The organism is Pseudomonas sp. TAA207, assembly GCF_001529285.1.
Taxonomy (GTDB): Bacteria; Pseudomonadota; Gammaproteobacteria; order Pseudomonadales; family Pseudomonadaceae; genus Aquipseudomonas; species Aquipseudomonas weihenstephanensis.
Window position 1 is genome coordinate 286,074 of record NZ_LLWJ01000071.1, and the last position, 15,275, is coordinate 301,348.

Consider the following 15,275-nt stretch of genomic DNA (forward strand, 5'->3'; position numbering starts at 1 on the left):
CGCAGAACCGTGGCAAGCAATGTCGTAAGACCTCACTTGCCACCCATCCTGCACTGTTACCTATTCAGAGACACCCTCGGGCGCGCACGTTTAACAGCAATGCGTGTAACGATATCAGTGCACGTCTTTCCAGTATTCACGCTTCAGCAGATAGGCGAATACAAAGAAGAAGGCCAGATAGAGCAGTACGTAAGTACCGATGCGCTGATGTTCAAGCTTCACCGGGTTGGCCGAATAGGCCAGGAAGGTCACAAGGTTCTTGATCTTCTCATCGAACTGCTCTTCAGTCAGGGCGCCAGTTTTTGGCAACACTGTCAGCTGGTCGCACGCTTCATGTGTCAAAGGCGTGCCGGTGAGCGGATCATACTGCTTCTTGCCGTCTTCGACGATCTGAACTTGCTTGCAGCCAATGACCTGACGACCTTGCAGCGGCGCAAGGACGTTAGGCATGCCCACGTTCGGGAAGACCTTGTTGTTCACACCCCAAGGGCGCGACGGGTCTTCATAGAAAGAACGCAGGTAGCTGTACAACCAATCGGTACCACGAACGCGAGCTACCAATGTCAGGTCAGGCGGTGCAGCCCCGAACCAGGCCTTGGCATCTTCAGGCGTCATGCCGATGTTCATGTGATCGCCAATCTTGGCGCCCGTCAGCACCAGGTTATCGAGCATGACGTCGTGGGGGATGCCCAAGTCGTCTGCAACACGCTCGTAACGCTGGAACTTGGCACTGTGACAGCCCATGCAGTAGTTGGCGAACGTACGCGCGCCGTCCTGCATGGCAGCTTTGTCAGACACATCGATATCGACTTTGTCGAGCTGAACACCCTGCTCCGCAGCGAAAGACAGTGCAGGCATCACAGCAAGCATCAATACAGCAAATAGCTTTTTCATCAGCCAGTCACCCTTTCCGGAACCGGTTTGGTCTTCTCAAGCCTGGTGTAGAACGGCATCAGAATGAAGTAGGCGAAGTACAGGAACGTACACACCTGCGACAACAACGTGCGGCCCGGGGTCGGTGCCAATACACCCAACACACCCAGAATCACGAAGCAGATGCAGAACACCCACAGCCAAATTTTGCTCATCCAGCCTTTGTAACGCATGGATTTGACAGGGCTACGGTCCAGCCACGGCAACACGAACAGCACGGCAATCGCTGCGCCCATGGCAATAACGCCCATCAGCTTGTCAGGGATCGCACGCAAGATCGCGTAGAACGGCGTGAAGTACCACACAGGCGCAATGTGTTCCGGCGTTTTGAAGGCGTTAGCCTGTTCAAAGTTCGGTTTTTCCAGGAAGTAACCACCCATTTCCGGGAAGAAGAACACAATCGAGCAGAAGACAAACAGGAACACCACTACGCCGACAATATCTTTAACGGTGTAGTACGGATGGAAGGGAATGCCATCCAGCGGGATACCGTTTTCGTCTTTGTGCTTCTTGATGTCCACGCCATCCGGGTTGTTGGACCCGACTTCGTGCAAGGCAAGAATGTGCAACACCACCAGACCCAGAATCACGATTGGCAAGGCCACAACGTGCAGGGCAAAGAAGCGGTTCAGGGTAATGCCAGAGATCAGGTAATCACCACGAATCCACTGAGTCAGGTCGTTACCGATCACTGGAATCGCGCCAAACAGCGAAATGATTACCTGCGCGCCCCAGTAGGACATTTGCCCCCAAGGCAGCAAGTAACCCATGAAGGCCTCTGCCATCAGCGCCAGGTAAATCATCATGCCGAACAGCCAGACCAGCTCACGCGGCTTCTGGTACGAGCCGTAAAGCAAGCCACGGAACATGTGCAAATACACCACGACAAAGAACGCCGATGCACCGGTTGAGTGCAGATAGCGCAAGATGGAGCCGTATTCGACGTCACGCATGATGTATTCGACAGAAGCAAAAGCCTCTTCCGCCGACGGCGTGTAACTCATGGTCAGCCACACACCGGTTACGATCTGGTTGACCAGAACCAGTAACGCGAGGGAGCCGAAAAAGTAGAAGAAGTTGAAGTTCTTCGGGGCGTAGTACTTGCTGAGATGGTCTTCCCACATTTTTGTGGCAGGGAAGCGGGCATCCACCCAATCCATGAACTTACTCATTACGCTTCCCCTTCAGCGACGCCAACGAGAATAGTGCTGTCATCGAGATACTGATAAGGCGGCACCGGCAGGTTCAGCGGGGCGGGTTGAGACTTGTAAACGCGACCGGCCAAATCATAGTGCGAACCATGACATGGGCAGAAATAGCCACCGACCCAATCCTTGCCAAGATCAACAGGTGCAACCTCGGGGCGGAACGTCGGCGAACAACCCAAGTGAGTACACAGGCCTACCAACACCAGAATTTCTGGTTTGATAGAGCGGTATTCGTTCTTGGCATTCTCGGGCTGATCAGACTGTGCGGAATTCGGGTCAGCGAGCTGCCCCTCAACCTTCTTGAGATTCGACAGAATCTCCTCGGTGCGTCGGACAATGAAAACCGGTTGACCACGCCACTCAGCAATCATCTGCTGACCTGGCTCAACCTTTGCAATATTGATCTTGACCGGTGCGCCAGCGGCTTTCGCCTTGGCACTGGGGAACCACGACCCCACAAACGGGACTGCCGCCCCCACCGCTCCTGCAGCACCCACCACGGATGTGGCTGCTACGAGGAAGCGACGCCGGCCGACATTTACGCCGTCATTGCTCATTCAGTCCTCTCCCATCAGCTTTGTGGCCTGTTAAATCAGGCATCTACTAAGTAAAAATCTGAACTTATAAAAATTTTGCAGAATGGTAATGAAAAGCCCCTACTCTGACAAGGTAATTACCGCTCTCGGGCGGCTACAAGCCTTGTAGTATAGGCATTTGCTGGATGTGGCAAGTTGTCACACCAACAAATCATCACCCATAAAAAACGCCCAGCTCCGAAGGAGACTGGGCGCTTTTGAACGAAGCTGCGAATTAACGCTTCGAGTACTGCGGACGCTTACGCGCTTTACGCAGACCGACTTTCTTACGTTCAACTTCACGAGCATCGCGAGTTACGAAGCCTGCTTTGCGCAGAGCGCCACGCAGAGTTTCGTCGTACTGCATCAGTGCGCGAGTGATACCGTGGCGGATTGCGCCAGCTTGACCACTTACACCACCACCGATCACGGTGACGTAGATGTCGAATTTCTCGACAGTCTCAGTCAATTCCAGCGGCTGACGAACTACCATGCGGGCAGTTTCGCGACCGAAGAAATTCTCCAGAGTGCGGTTGTTGATCGAGATGTTACCGGTACCCGGACGCAGGAAAACGCGAGCGGTTGCGGTTTTACGACGGCCAGTGCCGTAGTTTTGAGTCGCCGACATAATGAACTATTCCGTTAAAACTTCAGTTCTTGGGGCTGCTGAGCAGTATGAGGGTGAACAGCGCCCGCATAGACTTTCAGCTTACGGTACATGTCGCGACCCAGTGGGTTTTTAGGCAGCATGCCTTTAACCGCGGTCTCGATCACGCGCTCAGGAGCTTTGGCGATCAGCTTTTCGAAGTTGATCGACTTAATCCCGCCCGGGAAACCGGAGTGAGAGTAGTACATTTTGTCAGAGGTTTTTGCACCAGTGACACGGATCTGCTCAGCATTGATAACAACGATGTAGTCACCGGTGTCAACGTGCGGAGTGTATTCCGGCTTGTGCTTACCACGCAGACGGCTCGCGATCTCGGTAGCCAGACGACCCAGGGTCTGGCCAGCAGCGTCGACGACAAACCAGTCGTGCTTTACTGTTTCTGGTTTAGCAGTAAAAGTTTTCATTCTTTATAGCCTCAGGGGCCGCCCTGTAAATTAGACGGCGGATCTTACTGAATAGTGCGTACTTTGACAAGTCAAAGGCAGCCGGGTACAGACGCTATCGGGGGCTCGGGTCAGCGCGTCCGTTCAACGGCAAGATTCTTCGGCAGGCGGCGCATCACTTCCACTGCAGAAAGAGGTCGGCAATTATCCAGATTGCGAAAAAAATTACAACCTGCTTTTATGATTCTTTCCCCGAAGGAGCACCGTATGGACTACCGCCAGCTAGGCCGAACCGATCTGAACGTGAGCGCAATTGGCCTTGGAACCATGACCTGGGGCGAGCAGAACACGCAGGATGAAGCCTTCGCTCAGATAGAACACGCCAAAAACGCCGGCATCAATTTCATCGACACCGCTGAAATGTACCCGGTCCCTCCCAAAGCTGAAACCTACGCCAGCACCGAGCGCTATATCGGCAACTGGTTCAAGACCCGCGGTGATCGAGCTGACTGGGTACTCGCCAGCAAGATTGCAGGCCCGGGCAATGGCATTGACTACATCCGCGACGGTCAGCTCAAGCACAACCGCCACCACATCGTGCAAGCGCTGGACGCCAGCCTCAAACGCCTGCAAACCGACTGGATCGACCTCTACCAGCTGCACTGGCCTGAACGCAGCACCAACTTCTTCGGCCAGTTGGGCTACACGCACCACGCTGACGAGACGTTCACGCCGCTCGAAGAGACCCTCGAAGCACTCGACGAACAAGTCAAAGCCGGCAAGATCCGCCACATCGGCCTGTCCAACGAAACCCCGTGGGCGACGATGAAGTTCCTGCAACTGGCCGAAAGCCGAGGCTGGCCCCGCGCAGTTTCAATCCAGAACCCCTACAACCTGCTCAACCGTACGTTTGAAGTGGGCCTGGCAGAAATCGCCCTTCGCGAACAATGCGGCCTCCTCGCCTACTCGCCCCTGGCGTTCGGCATGCTCTCAGGCAAGTACAGCGGCGGGGCACGGCCGCCTAAAGGCCGCCTAAGCCTTTACAGCCGCTTCTCGCGCTATTCCAACCCACAAGCGGTGGCTGCCAGCGAGCGTTACGTCGCACTGGCACGCGAACACGGCCTGGACCCGGCACAAATGGCGCTGGCCTACGTCACACAACAACCCTTTGTCACCAGCAACATCATTGGCGCCACCACGATGGAGCAACTTGCAAGCAACATTGCCAGCATCAACGTGACGCTGTCTGAGGAAGTGCTCGCCGGCATCGAAGCGATTCACAAAGCCCAGCCTAACCCTGCGCCGTAACAACACTCCACGTCGCTGGCGCAGGCTGCGATCTTTTTCCATCGAAAATCAAAAGATCGCAGCCTGCGCCAACTCCTACTAGACACGCCCACCAGAAAATAAGACGATCCAGCCGTAAGTTGACCAATTTCACCTATAAGAATAATCAAATCATGTCTAGTCATCTCTCCACGCCCTTGCGGCGCGTCAGCATATTGGCCATCGATCGGGTCTTCGCCTCGACCCTGATGCAAGCCAAGGATTTTTTCCACCTCGCCAGCCTGCGTCACGGTAAACAACTGGGCCAGGGCCTCAATGCAACGTTCGAAACGCGCCTCGTCAGCCCTGACGGCCTTCCCGTCTCAAGCTTCAGCAATGTGATGCTGCCGGTCGATGGCGCCCTCGAAGACTCCGACATCATCGTTCTGCCCGCCTTCTGGGACGATTTCGACACACTCTGCCAGCGCTACCCGCAAATTCTTCCCTGGCTGCGCGCGCAACACGCCCGCGGCGCCGTCTTGTGTGCCGAGGCCACCGGGGTGTTTTGGCTGGCCGAAGCCGGGCTGCTGGATGGCAAAGAGGCGACCACCTATTGGCGTTTTTTCAGCACCTTCGCCGAACGCTTCCCACACGTACAACTCAATCAAGACAAGCACCTGACCGACGCCGACAACCTGTACTGCGCAGGTGGCCCGACCTCGGCGTGCGACCTATACATTTACCTGATCGAACGTTTCTGCGGCGCCAACATAGCCCAGGCGGTAGCGCGCGACATTCTGTACGAAGTGCAGCGCAACTACGCGCCGGGCCGTATTGGTTTTGGCGGGCAAAAGCTGCATCAAGACGTCATCATCCTGCAAATCCAGCACTGGCTCGAAGAGCACTTCGCTGACAAGTTTCGCTTTGAAGACGTCGCCCGCGAACACGGCATGAGTATTCGCAATTTTATGCGCCGCTTCCAAATGGCCACCGGTGATAAACCCTTGCACTACTTGCAACGCCTGCGCATAGAGACCGCCAAAGGGCTGCTCTCCGCGACCCGCAAGAGCATCAAGACCATCAGCTACGATGTGGGTTACGACGACGCCAGTTTCTTTGCGCGGCTATTTCGCCAGCACACCGAACTGTCGCCCAATCAATATCGGCAGCAGTTTCAGCAAGCGGCATAAAAATATCCGTTGGCGAAAAACCAAAAAGGCCTGCAATGCAGGCCTTTTTTTGATGCGGCGTGCGACTAAGGCTTATGCGCCCGCGTCAGGTATTCATGAGACTGCATTTCCAGCAAACGGCTCAGCGTACGCTGGAACTCGAAGTTCAAACGCCCGCCCAGGTAGAGGTCTTTCAACTCAACCTCGGCCGATATGATCAGCTTGACGTTACGGTCATAGAACTCATCGACCATGTTGATGAAACGACGCGCGATGTCGTCCGTCTTAACGTCCATCTGCTCAACACCGCTGAGGATTACAGCGTTGAAGATTTTACCCAGCTCGATGTAATCGTTCTGGCTGCGCGGGCCATCGCACAACTCACGGAAGTCAAACCAGGCCACGTCATCACAGGTGCGCAGGGCACGAATGGTGCGGTTTTCGATAACCAGGTCATCATTTTCCACCGCGCGGGTCGAGTTGTGCGTCAGCGCCTTGAAGCTTTCGCGCAAGCACTTCTCAGAAGCTTCGTTGAGCGGGAAGTGGAACAGTTCGGCCTGCTCCAAATGACGCAAACGGTAGTCCACGCCACTGTCGACGTTGACGATATCGGTGTTCTGCTTGATCAGCGCAATCGCTGGCAAGAAGCGCGCACGCTGCAAACCATCTTTGTACAAACCATCAGGCACGATGTTTGAGGTCGCCACCAGGGTGACGCCGTTTTTGAACAGCTCTTCCATCAACGTGCCCAGGATCATGGCATCGGTAATATCCGACACAAAGAACTCGTCGAAACAAATTACCCGCGCCTCATCTGAAAAGCGTTTGGCGATGATCGTCAGCGGGTTCTTTTCGCCATTCAACGTGCGCATTTCTTCGTGCACACGCTTCATGAAGCGGTGGAAGTGCGTACGTACTTTCTCTTTGAACGGCAGGGCATCGAAGAACGTATCGACCAGGTAAGTCTTGCCCCGGCCTACTCCACCCCAGAAATACAGGCCCTTGACCGGCGTCTGTTCTTTTTTACCGAACAGCTTGCCGAGCAGGCCCGGCTTGCTCTGTGAAGCGGCAACCAGATCGTCGTACAGACGCTGCAAGTGGCGTACAGCGTTTTCCTGCGCGGCATCATGGAAGAAGTCCGGGCGTTTCAGATCAGCTTGATATCGTTCTAGAGGCGTCATAATTCGTTAGCAAGGTAACAAAAACGGGCCGTCACTGTAGCGACGGCCCTGAGGAATGGCAATTAAACCTGAGGCAAAACGCCGCACTTTCTTAGTCCTGGACAGGCACCAGCGCCAACCGCAAGGCGTCGATAGCGAGGTCACGGGTGGCACAGTCGGCAAAAGCAGGACTGTGCGCAACGCACTCGCCGTCCAGCCAAACGCTGAAGCCCAAGCCTTCATGACGCACATCCAGCGGCTCACCCGATTGCAGCTGCTTGGTGATCTGACCGGCAGTTTTGCCATCGGCAAAGCTGCGCGAGAGCAACAATTGCTCACCGTCCGCCGTCAGCAAACGGAAACGGAAGCTGGCGTCTTCATCACGAAAGCTGACAAAACGCGGGCCTTTTACGGCTTTTTTCTTGGCGGCCGTTGTGTTTTGCGCGGCACTGACAAATGAACGCAGGCCAACCGCCTCACGCAGTTGCGCCAGGAACGGCGTCGCGGTTTTGCGAGCCTTCTGCGCGCCCGCCAGCAAAATGTCTTCCATGTCGCTGGGGCGCGACATCAGATCGTGATAGCGCTCGCGCGGCTCACCCAATTCGGCGTCCAGCAGCTTGAACAGGCGCTCCTTGGCTTCACCCCAACCCAGCCCCTGCAACAACTCGCTGCGGAACTCGGCCGACTGCTCAGGGGTGGAGAACGCCTGATACAAGGTGAAGAGGTGCGAGTTATCAGGATCTTTGGCTTCGCCCGGCGCTTTGGAGTCAGTGACGATGCGCGAAATCGCGCTCTTCATGTCCTTCGCGCTGGTAAACAACGGAATGGTGTTGTCGTAGCTTTTGGACATTTTGCGACCATCGAGACCCGGCAAGGTCGCGACGCTTTCTTCGATCAGGGCTTCAGGCATGGCGAAAAACTCTTTGCCATTGCCAAACAGATGATTGAAGCGCTGACCAATGTCGCGGGCCATTTCGACGTGCTGGATCTGATCACGACCGACCGGCACCTTGTTGGCATTGAACATCAGGATGTCGGCAGCCATCAGTACCGGGTAGCTGTACAGGCCCATGGTGATGCCCGCATCCGGGTCTTCGCCGTTTTCGAGATTTTTGTCTACCGATGCCTTGTAGGCGTGCGCACGGTTGAGCAAGCCTTTGGCCGCCACACAGGTCAACAGCCAGGCCAGCTCAGGGATTTCCGGGATATCGGACTGGCGATAAAACGTCACGCGCTCGACATCCAGACCGGAGGCCAGCCAGGTTGCCGCGATTTCCTGACGCGAGCGTTGAATACGCTGCGGGTCGTCGCATTTGATCAGGGCGTGATAGTCAGCCAAAAAGTAAAACGAGTCGGCATTGCTGTCACGGCTGGCCACGATGGCCGGGCGAATGGCACCGGCATAGTTGCCCAGGTGCGGCGTACCGGTGGTGGTGATACCGGTGAGGATTCGAGTACGAGTGGTCATAGGTAATCGCTTATCAGACTGCAATCAATTCGAAAGGCGTGGCAGCACCAAATCCTTAAGATCCGTCAGCTTGCCGTGAAAAAAGTGCCCGCATTCTGCCACTTTCAGCAGCTCATGGGGGCGCGAGAGCTGTTGGGACCAGTCATACACCTGCTGCGGGTCGATCACTTCGTCGGTTTCGGGCTGGATAACGGTCAACGAGCCGTTGTGAGGCAAGGCATCTTCGTCACGCAAACGCATCACCGCCGGGGCAATCATAACTACGTGCTTAAGTGTTTCGCCCCGGGCTTCAAGTCGCCCGCCCAGACTGGCTGCCACAAAGCCGCCGAACGAGAACCCCAACAAGGTCATCGGCAAGTCTGGGTGTTTGGCGCGTAGCCACTGGGCGGCTGCGAGCGCGTCATCCACTTCGCCGGTGCCCATGTCATGACTACCGGCACTGGCGCCTGTACCCCGGTAATTAAACCGTAAGGTCACCAGGCCAGCATCGCGCGCCGTGCGCTGAAGGGTTGAAACGACTTTATTCAACATCGTCCCGCCCTGTACCGGATTAGGGTGGCACAGCAACGCAACGCCGCGTGGCTCATCACAATCAAGGTATAAAGCTTCCAATTGGCCAACCGGGCCATCAATCACAAGGGGGGTTTCGCGGGTAAGCAAGAAGGAACTCCGTGACCTCAAATTGGGTCGACTCGTCTAGCTGATAGATTCTGTCTGACATATTTGCGAGTGCATCGCGGTATACAGCGCAGGTCCGAGCCGTTAACGTAAAGCAAAGCCGTTTATAGAGGAAGGACTCGTGGAACACTCGCTCTTGATTTGGTTGTTGCCGACTCTCGCCTTGGTTGCAGGTGTCGCCATAGGTTTTCTGGTCGCTCGTTTGCTGCCCAATGCCGCGCCTAACCGCACGCAGCGCCAGCTAGATGACATCCAGGAACGTTTTGACAGTTATCAAAGTGAAGTGGTTACCCACTTCAACAGCACCGCCAATCTGGTGAAAAAACTCACGCAGAGCTATCAGGAGGTGCAAGACCACCTCGCCGAGGGCGCCAACCGCTTGGCCCTGGACGAGCAGACTCGCCAACGCCTGCTGGCCGCACTGCACTCCGAAGCGCCTCAACCGCACCGCGAGCGTCTTACCCCGCCGCACAGCTCAGAGCCGCCGTTGGATTACGCACCAAAAACCCCGAACGCCCCCGGCATGCTCGACGAGCATTACGGCCTGAAGAAGTAATTCATCCGGCAAAGCGTTCAACAAAAAGCCCCGCGACCTCATAAAGATCGCGGGGCTTTTTGTTGAACGCTTTTTGTAGCCGCTGCCTGAGGCTGCGACCACAAGGCACTAACCTTATGGGTACTGCTGGACTTGACCCTGCTGCTGGTAGTTCATGCCCGGAATCGGCGCCAGGGTGATCTGTACGCGACGGTTTTGTGCGCGGCCATCCACTGTGGCGTTGCTGGCAATCGGGTCCGCCGGGCCTTTACCCGTGACTGACAGGTACTGACCGCTAACACCCTGAGACGTCAGGTAGGTCGCTACACTTTGCGCACGCTGCTGAGACAACTGCATGTTGAAGTTGTAGTTACCTGTGCTGTCGGTGTAACCCACAATCTGAATCTGTTGCTGGTTGTTGAGCTGCTTGAGCGAGTTGGCCAGGCTATTGAGCGGCTGATAAAAGCTTGGCGAGATGTTCGCAGAACTGGTCGCAAAAGTGATATTGCCCGGCATCACCAAGGTGATGTTGTCACCTTGGCGCTGCACCTCAACCCCGGTATTGGCCATGCTTGCGCGCAATGCGGCTTCTTGCTTGTCAGCGTAGTAGCCATAACCGGCTGCACCCAGGCCCGCCACCGCAGCACCGATCAGAGCACCCTTGCCACGGTTGTTGTGGTCGATGGCCGCACCCGCGACAGCACCGGCCAAGGCCCCCAGACCACCGTATTTGGCAGTTTTGCTCATACCAGAAGACGCCTGACCTTGATTGTCATACGGGTTAGGCGAGGCGCAGCCAGCCAGCAACGCAACAGCGCTTGCGGCCACAATCAAACGACGCGAAATAAACATGGTGAAGCTCCTACTCAATACTTTCTGGAGGCAAAGGCCGTTGGCAATGGACCTCTGTTGGCGTTTGAACACGACCAACGGTAAAAATTCCATCTATTTCTCAAGCGCGTACAAACGGGTTGTTGCGCATTTCATCGCCCAGGCGAGTGTCGGGGCCATGGCCTGTAATCACTGTGGCGTCTTCGTCCAACGTGTACAGACGTTGCTTGATGGAACGTACGATAGTTGCCTGATCGCCACCCCACAAATCGGTTCGCCCTACCCCACGCCGAAATAACGTATCGCCCGCAATCAGCAATTTCGCATCGGCAAACCAAAAACTCATGGAGCCGGGCGTATGTCCCGGTGTGTGCAGTGCGACACCACAGCCGCAAGCCAATTCTTCATCGTCTGAAAGCCAGCGATCCGGCGCGGGTACCGGCGTGTAGGGAACACCAAACAGCTCGCACTGCATCTTTAGGTTGTCCCACAAAAACTGGTCGTCCTTGTGCAGGTGCAACGTCGCGCCGGTCTTTTCCTTAAGCTGGCCAGACGCCAGAAAATGATCCAGATGTGCGTGCGTGTGAATAATGCTGACTACCTTCAATCCGTGTTTCTCAAGCCGCGCCAGGATCAATTCATGATCGCCACCCGGATCGACCACAATGGCCTTTTTAGTCACAGGATCGCCGATGATCGTGCAGTTGCACTGTAACGGGCCGACGGGAAAGGTATCGCGGATCAAGGCAGTCGCAGCATTCATGATTCAAATATCCAAAGCAGATTAAAACGGTTCAAAACTTCACCCCGACACTCAATGCCATGAAGTCGCGGTCGCTCAACGTGTTGTAGCGCCCGCCAAAGAAATTGGTGTACGAGAGGCTGCTGGTGTAGGTGTTCTGGTATTGCGCATCAACACCCACACTCACCGCTTTACGACCCTCTTCGAAGGTGGCAGACGGTCCGGGCGAGTAGCCGCTCACATCGTGGGACCACGCCACGTTCGGTTTGAGATTGATGCCCGGCAACACGCTGTTGTATTCCCACACAGCCCGTGCGCGATAGCCCCATGCGTTGGCGGTGGTAAAACCATCGTCACCCGCCTGCCCGAACACCGGATCGCGGCCGTAGCGCGCGTCTGAGCGGCTTTCGAGCCCGCCAACGTGGGTGATACCGACTTCGCCAATCAGAATCAGCCGATTGGCACCCATCGCATTGTCCAGAATGTGAGTCAGCGATGTCTGAAACTGGGTGATCTCTTTACGCCGATAGCCCGCCGAATCGCCTCCCGCTGTCACGCTCAAGGGCGACGCATCCGCCAAGCCTGGCAGCAGCGTCACATTGGCGTACAGCAAATCGTCGGTATTGAGTTGCACAGGCGCGTTGGGGCGATAGCTCAACTCACCTTTCCAGGCCGTGCCTGTGGACAAAGTGGTGGCGAAACTCACGCCGTACAAGCGGATGTCTTCAGGGTACTCAACGTAGTAACGGGCGTTGCCCGCCACGACCATCGGCGCTAAACCACCCGCAGCTGCCGCGGCGTTGTAAACCGACTGAGGCGCTGCACGCCCGCTGATGATCGGGTCGCGGCTGTGATAGTTCATGAAGAAGGCGCCGAACTCGGTGTCCAACGGGTCGAACAGGTAGTGCAGGGCCAGTCCGAACTGGCCACTGTTGCGTGCATTGCGATCAGCGTCGCGCCGCACCAGTACGCCCTCGCCGTTGACATCGACACCCAACGACGTCAGCGCCGCCAAATCAGCCACTTCCAAAGCCGAGCGCTTGCTCATCACCCGGTAATTAGCACTGCAACCATCGGCGATCACGTCCGACTGAGAAAAAAACGTACCGCAGTTGTCGACCTCCGACTGCTCCCAATCCAGCTGATAGAACGCCTCAACCGACAGTGTGTCCGTGAGGTTCTGCGAGAGGTAAAAAAGATTGACCGGCACCAGACCGTCTTTGTATTCAGTGCCCGGTCGACGATAGGCCGCCATCTGCGTCGGGTTGATAGCATTTATACCGCCGCCGATAAACGCGCCTTCACCCCAGTTGACCACTTGCTTACCCAAACGCACGGCGCCTGGCTGATCGGCAATGACATAGTTGTGGTACACGAACGCGTCCAGCCACTGCGCGCCAGCCGACTGCGCTGATGCCTTGCGACCCTTGTCACTGATGTCTTTGAATGGGCGGCTGTCATCCTGCAGTTCGAAGTCGTACCAATACTTGCCGCGTACATAAAGACCGCTGTCGCCGTACTTCAACTCCAGGCCGTGAACACCCATCAACACTTTGGAGAAGGTTTGGCCGCGCTTGAAATTAAGACGGCCATCGTCCGAGATCTGCGAGTGACCGGTGCCACCGTTGTTGGCGCCGATCAGCGAATGATCGGCCTTGGCTGTGGACCAACTGGCGCCGATCGACAACTCGGAATCCAGCTGAACCTCGACATCGCCCACATTAAAACTCACGCCCCAGGCAGGCCCGGCGAGCGTCGCGGCGAAACTGACTGCCAGTGGCAGTTGGGCTCGGCGCCAGAACCGGTGGACTGAGGGCATTGATACTTCTCCGTGGGCACGTCGCAATAAGCCCGCAAGGATGAAGGAAAACCAGATTTTGACAAGATCAACGGTGACGCAGCACGCAGCGGCTAGGCAAACGAGGTCAATTGCCCCCGAATACGTTTTTTATCCAGCTTGCCGACGCTGGTTTTAGGGATTTCATCGACCAGCGCCAGGCTGGCCGGAATCGCCCACGGGCGGATCGTACCCGCGTCAACAAAGGGCTGGAGGTGAACTTTGAGCATCGCCGCGTCGAAATCAGCGTCGGCGGCTACGACCAGCATCGCTACCGGCCGCTCGCCCCACTGCGCATCCGGCACCCCGACCACAGCCACTTCACGCACGGCCGGGTGACGGCTGATCAGGTCTTCCAGCTCAAGCGATGACACCCATTCGCCGCCGCTTTTTATGACGTCTTTGATCCGGTCACGGATGTCGATTTCGCCCCGACTGTCGAGGGTCGCCACGTCGCCGGTGTGCAGCCAGCCTTGCGCCCACAATTGCGCGCCTTTCTCGGGTTCATGCAAATAGCTGCCGGTTAACCATGGGGCGCGCAGCACCAACTCACCTTGGGTTTCGCCATCGTGCGGGAGAAACCGCCCGTGCTCGTCAACAATGCCCACTTGCACCAATGGCCCGGGCACCCCGGCACGTATCCGGTGGCTAATGCGCTCTTCGGTTGAACCGGCCCAAGCCGCGTCGTCCAGGTGTGCGCAAGACACCAGCGGCCCGGTTTCGGACATGCCATAAGCCCCGGTCAACTCGATGCCGCGAGCCTTGGCCGCGCGGTACAGGGTGCGACTCAAAGCACTGCCGCCGACAATGATTTTCCACCCCTTGAAGTCAGTGCCCTGCGCGCCTTGGGCGTTAAGCAACATCTGCAAAATGGTGGGCACGCAATGAGAAAACGTCACCTGCTCGCGACGCCACAATGCCACCAACTGTTCAGGTTCGTAACGCCCCGGATACACCTGTTTAAGCCCCAACATTGTCGCCAGGTACGGCATGCCCCACGCATGCACATGGAACATCGGGGTGATCGGCATGTACACATCGCTGCTGCCCAACAGCCGCTCAGCCGGCACGCTGCCCAGGATCGTCGAAACACCCAGGGTGTGCAGCACTAACTGGCGATGAGTGAAATACACCCCCTTGGGATTGCCGGTCGTGCCGGTGGTGTAAAAGGTCGTGGCTACCGAGTTCTCGTCGAAGTCTTCGAAGGCATAGTGAGGGCTGGCCGCTGCCAACAGTTGCTCGTATTCGCCAACGCAATCAGGCAACTGAGCTTCCTGCTGCGGGGTGTCGGTCAACAGCAGGGTTTTGTCGACGGTCAATAATTGCGGGGCGATGGACTGATACAGCGCGACGAAATCACTGTTGACCAGCACCAGGCGATCTTGCGCGTGATTCATCGTGTAGAGGATTTGTTCGGGCGATAAACGTACGTTAATGGTGTGGACCACGGCGCCAAGCATCGGGATAGCAAACATGCACTCAAGGTAGCGATGGCTGTCCCAATCCATGACCGCCACCGTGTCACCCGCCTTGACCCCGGCGCGAGTCAGTACATTGGCCAGCCGGGCAATACGTTCATTGAGCGTGTCGTAGGTGTAGCGGCGCTGGTCGCGATAAACGATTTCACGCGAGGCTTCGTAGCGGCGCCCCGACCACAACAATTGCTTGATCAGCAGCGCAGCTGTATACGCCGCTGGAGTAGGCGCAATAACGCGAGTCTGCAACATGAATGACCCCCTATGAGTGAACGATCAGCGTCGTCTTGGGGATAACTCTAGTCGCCCGCGAAAAAAACCCAATCATTCACAACCGTGATTGGGTTT

Annotated in this window: 15 protein-coding genes; 3 read left to right on the forward strand and 12 right to left on the reverse strand. The window is 56.4% G+C overall.

The features are described from left to right. Positions 1-114: 114 nt before the first annotated feature. From AP059_RS19465 to rplM, 5 genes are all read right to left on the reverse strand, one after another. Positions 115-894, reverse strand: a complete 780-nt coding sequence (locus tag AP059_RS19465) for a cytochrome c1 (protein WP_048362548.1) — start codon at positions 892-894, stop codon at positions 115-117. Beyond that, the gene (locus AP059_RS19470) at positions 894-2,105 is read right to left on the reverse strand and encodes a cytochrome b (protein WP_048362547.1); all 1,212 of its coding nucleotides are present in this window, start codon (positions 2,103-2,105) and stop codon (positions 894-896) included. The genes AP059_RS19465 and AP059_RS19470 overlap by 1 nt, the downstream gene beginning before the upstream one ends. Further along, entirely contained in the window at positions 2,105-2,698 is a 594-nt protein-coding gene (petA, locus tag AP059_RS19475) for a ubiquinol-cytochrome c reductase iron-sulfur subunit (protein ID WP_048362546.1), read from the reverse strand. The genes AP059_RS19470 and petA overlap by 1 nt, the downstream gene beginning before the upstream one ends. A gap of 253 nt (positions 2,699-2,951) precedes the next feature. Next, on the reverse strand, positions 2,952-3,344 hold the full coding sequence (rpsI, locus tag AP059_RS19480) for a 30S ribosomal protein S9 (RefSeq protein WP_003216038.1): 393 nt from the start codon (positions 3,342-3,344) through the stop codon (positions 2,952-2,954). Positions 3,345-3,358: 14 nt separating this feature from the next. Beyond that, positions 3,359-3,787, reverse strand: coding sequence for a 50S ribosomal protein L13 (gene rplM / locus AP059_RS19485; RefSeq protein WP_048362545.1), 429 nt, complete (start codon positions 3,785-3,787; stop codon positions 3,359-3,361). Positions 3,788-4,033: 246 nt separating this feature from the next. Here rplM and AP059_RS19490 point away from each other — a divergent pair, with 246 nt between their 5' ends. Continuing rightward, positions 4,034-5,074: an NADP(H)-dependent aldo-keto reductase gene (locus AP059_RS19490; protein ID WP_059765100.1), complete on the forward strand. Its 1,041-nt coding sequence runs from the start codon at positions 4,034-4,036 to the stop codon at positions 5,072-5,074. 227 nt (positions 5,075-5,301) lie between these two features. Next, positions 5,302-6,222: a GlxA family transcriptional regulator gene (locus AP059_RS19495; RefSeq protein ID WP_177332418.1), complete on the forward strand. Its 921-nt coding sequence runs from the start codon at positions 5,302-5,304 to the stop codon at positions 6,220-6,222. Positions 6,223-6,287: 65 nt separating this feature from the next. Here AP059_RS19495 and zapE read toward each other — a convergent pair whose 3' ends face one another. The 3 genes from zapE to AP059_RS19510 all read right to left on the reverse strand — a co-directional run bounded on the left by zapE (position 6,288) and on the right by AP059_RS19510 (position 9,489). Then, positions 6,288-7,382 carry a cell division protein ZapE gene (gene zapE, locus AP059_RS19500; RefSeq protein WP_059765105.1) on the reverse strand — a complete coding sequence of 365 codons (1,095 nt, stop codon included), beginning with the start codon at positions 7,380-7,382 and terminating at the stop codon, positions 6,288-6,290. A 91-nt stretch (positions 7,383-7,473) separates the two neighbouring features. After that, positions 7,474-8,829: a tryptophan--tRNA ligase gene (locus AP059_RS19505; RefSeq protein WP_059765107.1), complete on the reverse strand. Its 1,356-nt coding sequence runs from the start codon at positions 8,827-8,829 to the stop codon at positions 7,474-7,476. A 24-nt stretch (positions 8,830-8,853) separates the two neighbouring features. Next, positions 8,854-9,489, reverse strand: a complete 636-nt coding sequence (locus tag AP059_RS19510; protein ID WP_059765109.1) for an alpha/beta hydrolase — start codon at positions 9,487-9,489, stop codon at positions 8,854-8,856. A 139-nt stretch (positions 9,490-9,628) separates the two neighbouring features. Between AP059_RS19510 and AP059_RS19515 the strand changes: the two genes are divergently transcribed. Beyond that, on the forward strand, positions 9,629-10,063 hold the full coding sequence (locus tag AP059_RS19515; RefSeq protein WP_048362539.1) for a YhcB family protein: 435 nt from the start codon (positions 9,629-9,631) through the stop codon (positions 10,061-10,063). Between the two features lie 114 nt (positions 10,064-10,177). On the opposite strand, the gene AP059_RS19520 is transcribed toward AP059_RS19515, so the two are convergent. The 4 genes from AP059_RS19520 to AP059_RS19535 form a co-directional block, all read right to left on the reverse strand. Then, positions 10,178-10,894: an OmpA family protein gene (locus tag AP059_RS19520; RefSeq protein WP_059765111.1), complete on the reverse strand. Its 717-nt coding sequence runs from the start codon at positions 10,892-10,894 to the stop codon at positions 10,178-10,180. Positions 10,895-10,994: 100 nt separating this feature from the next. Next, positions 10,995-11,636, reverse strand: coding sequence for an MBL fold metallo-hydrolase (locus AP059_RS19525; protein ID WP_059765113.1), 642 nt, complete (start codon positions 11,634-11,636; stop codon positions 10,995-10,997). A gap of 31 nt (positions 11,637-11,667) precedes the next feature. Further along, the gene (locus AP059_RS19530) at positions 11,668-13,434 is read right to left on the reverse strand and encodes a DUF1302 domain-containing protein (protein WP_059765115.1); all 1,767 of its coding nucleotides are present in this window, start codon (positions 13,432-13,434) and stop codon (positions 11,668-11,670) included. A 92-nt stretch (positions 13,435-13,526) separates the two neighbouring features. Continuing rightward, positions 13,527-15,179, reverse strand: a complete 1,653-nt coding sequence (locus tag AP059_RS19535) for a fatty acid--CoA ligase (protein WP_059765116.1) — start codon at positions 15,177-15,179, stop codon at positions 13,527-13,529. Between the last annotated feature and the right edge of the window lie 96 nt (positions 15,180-15,275).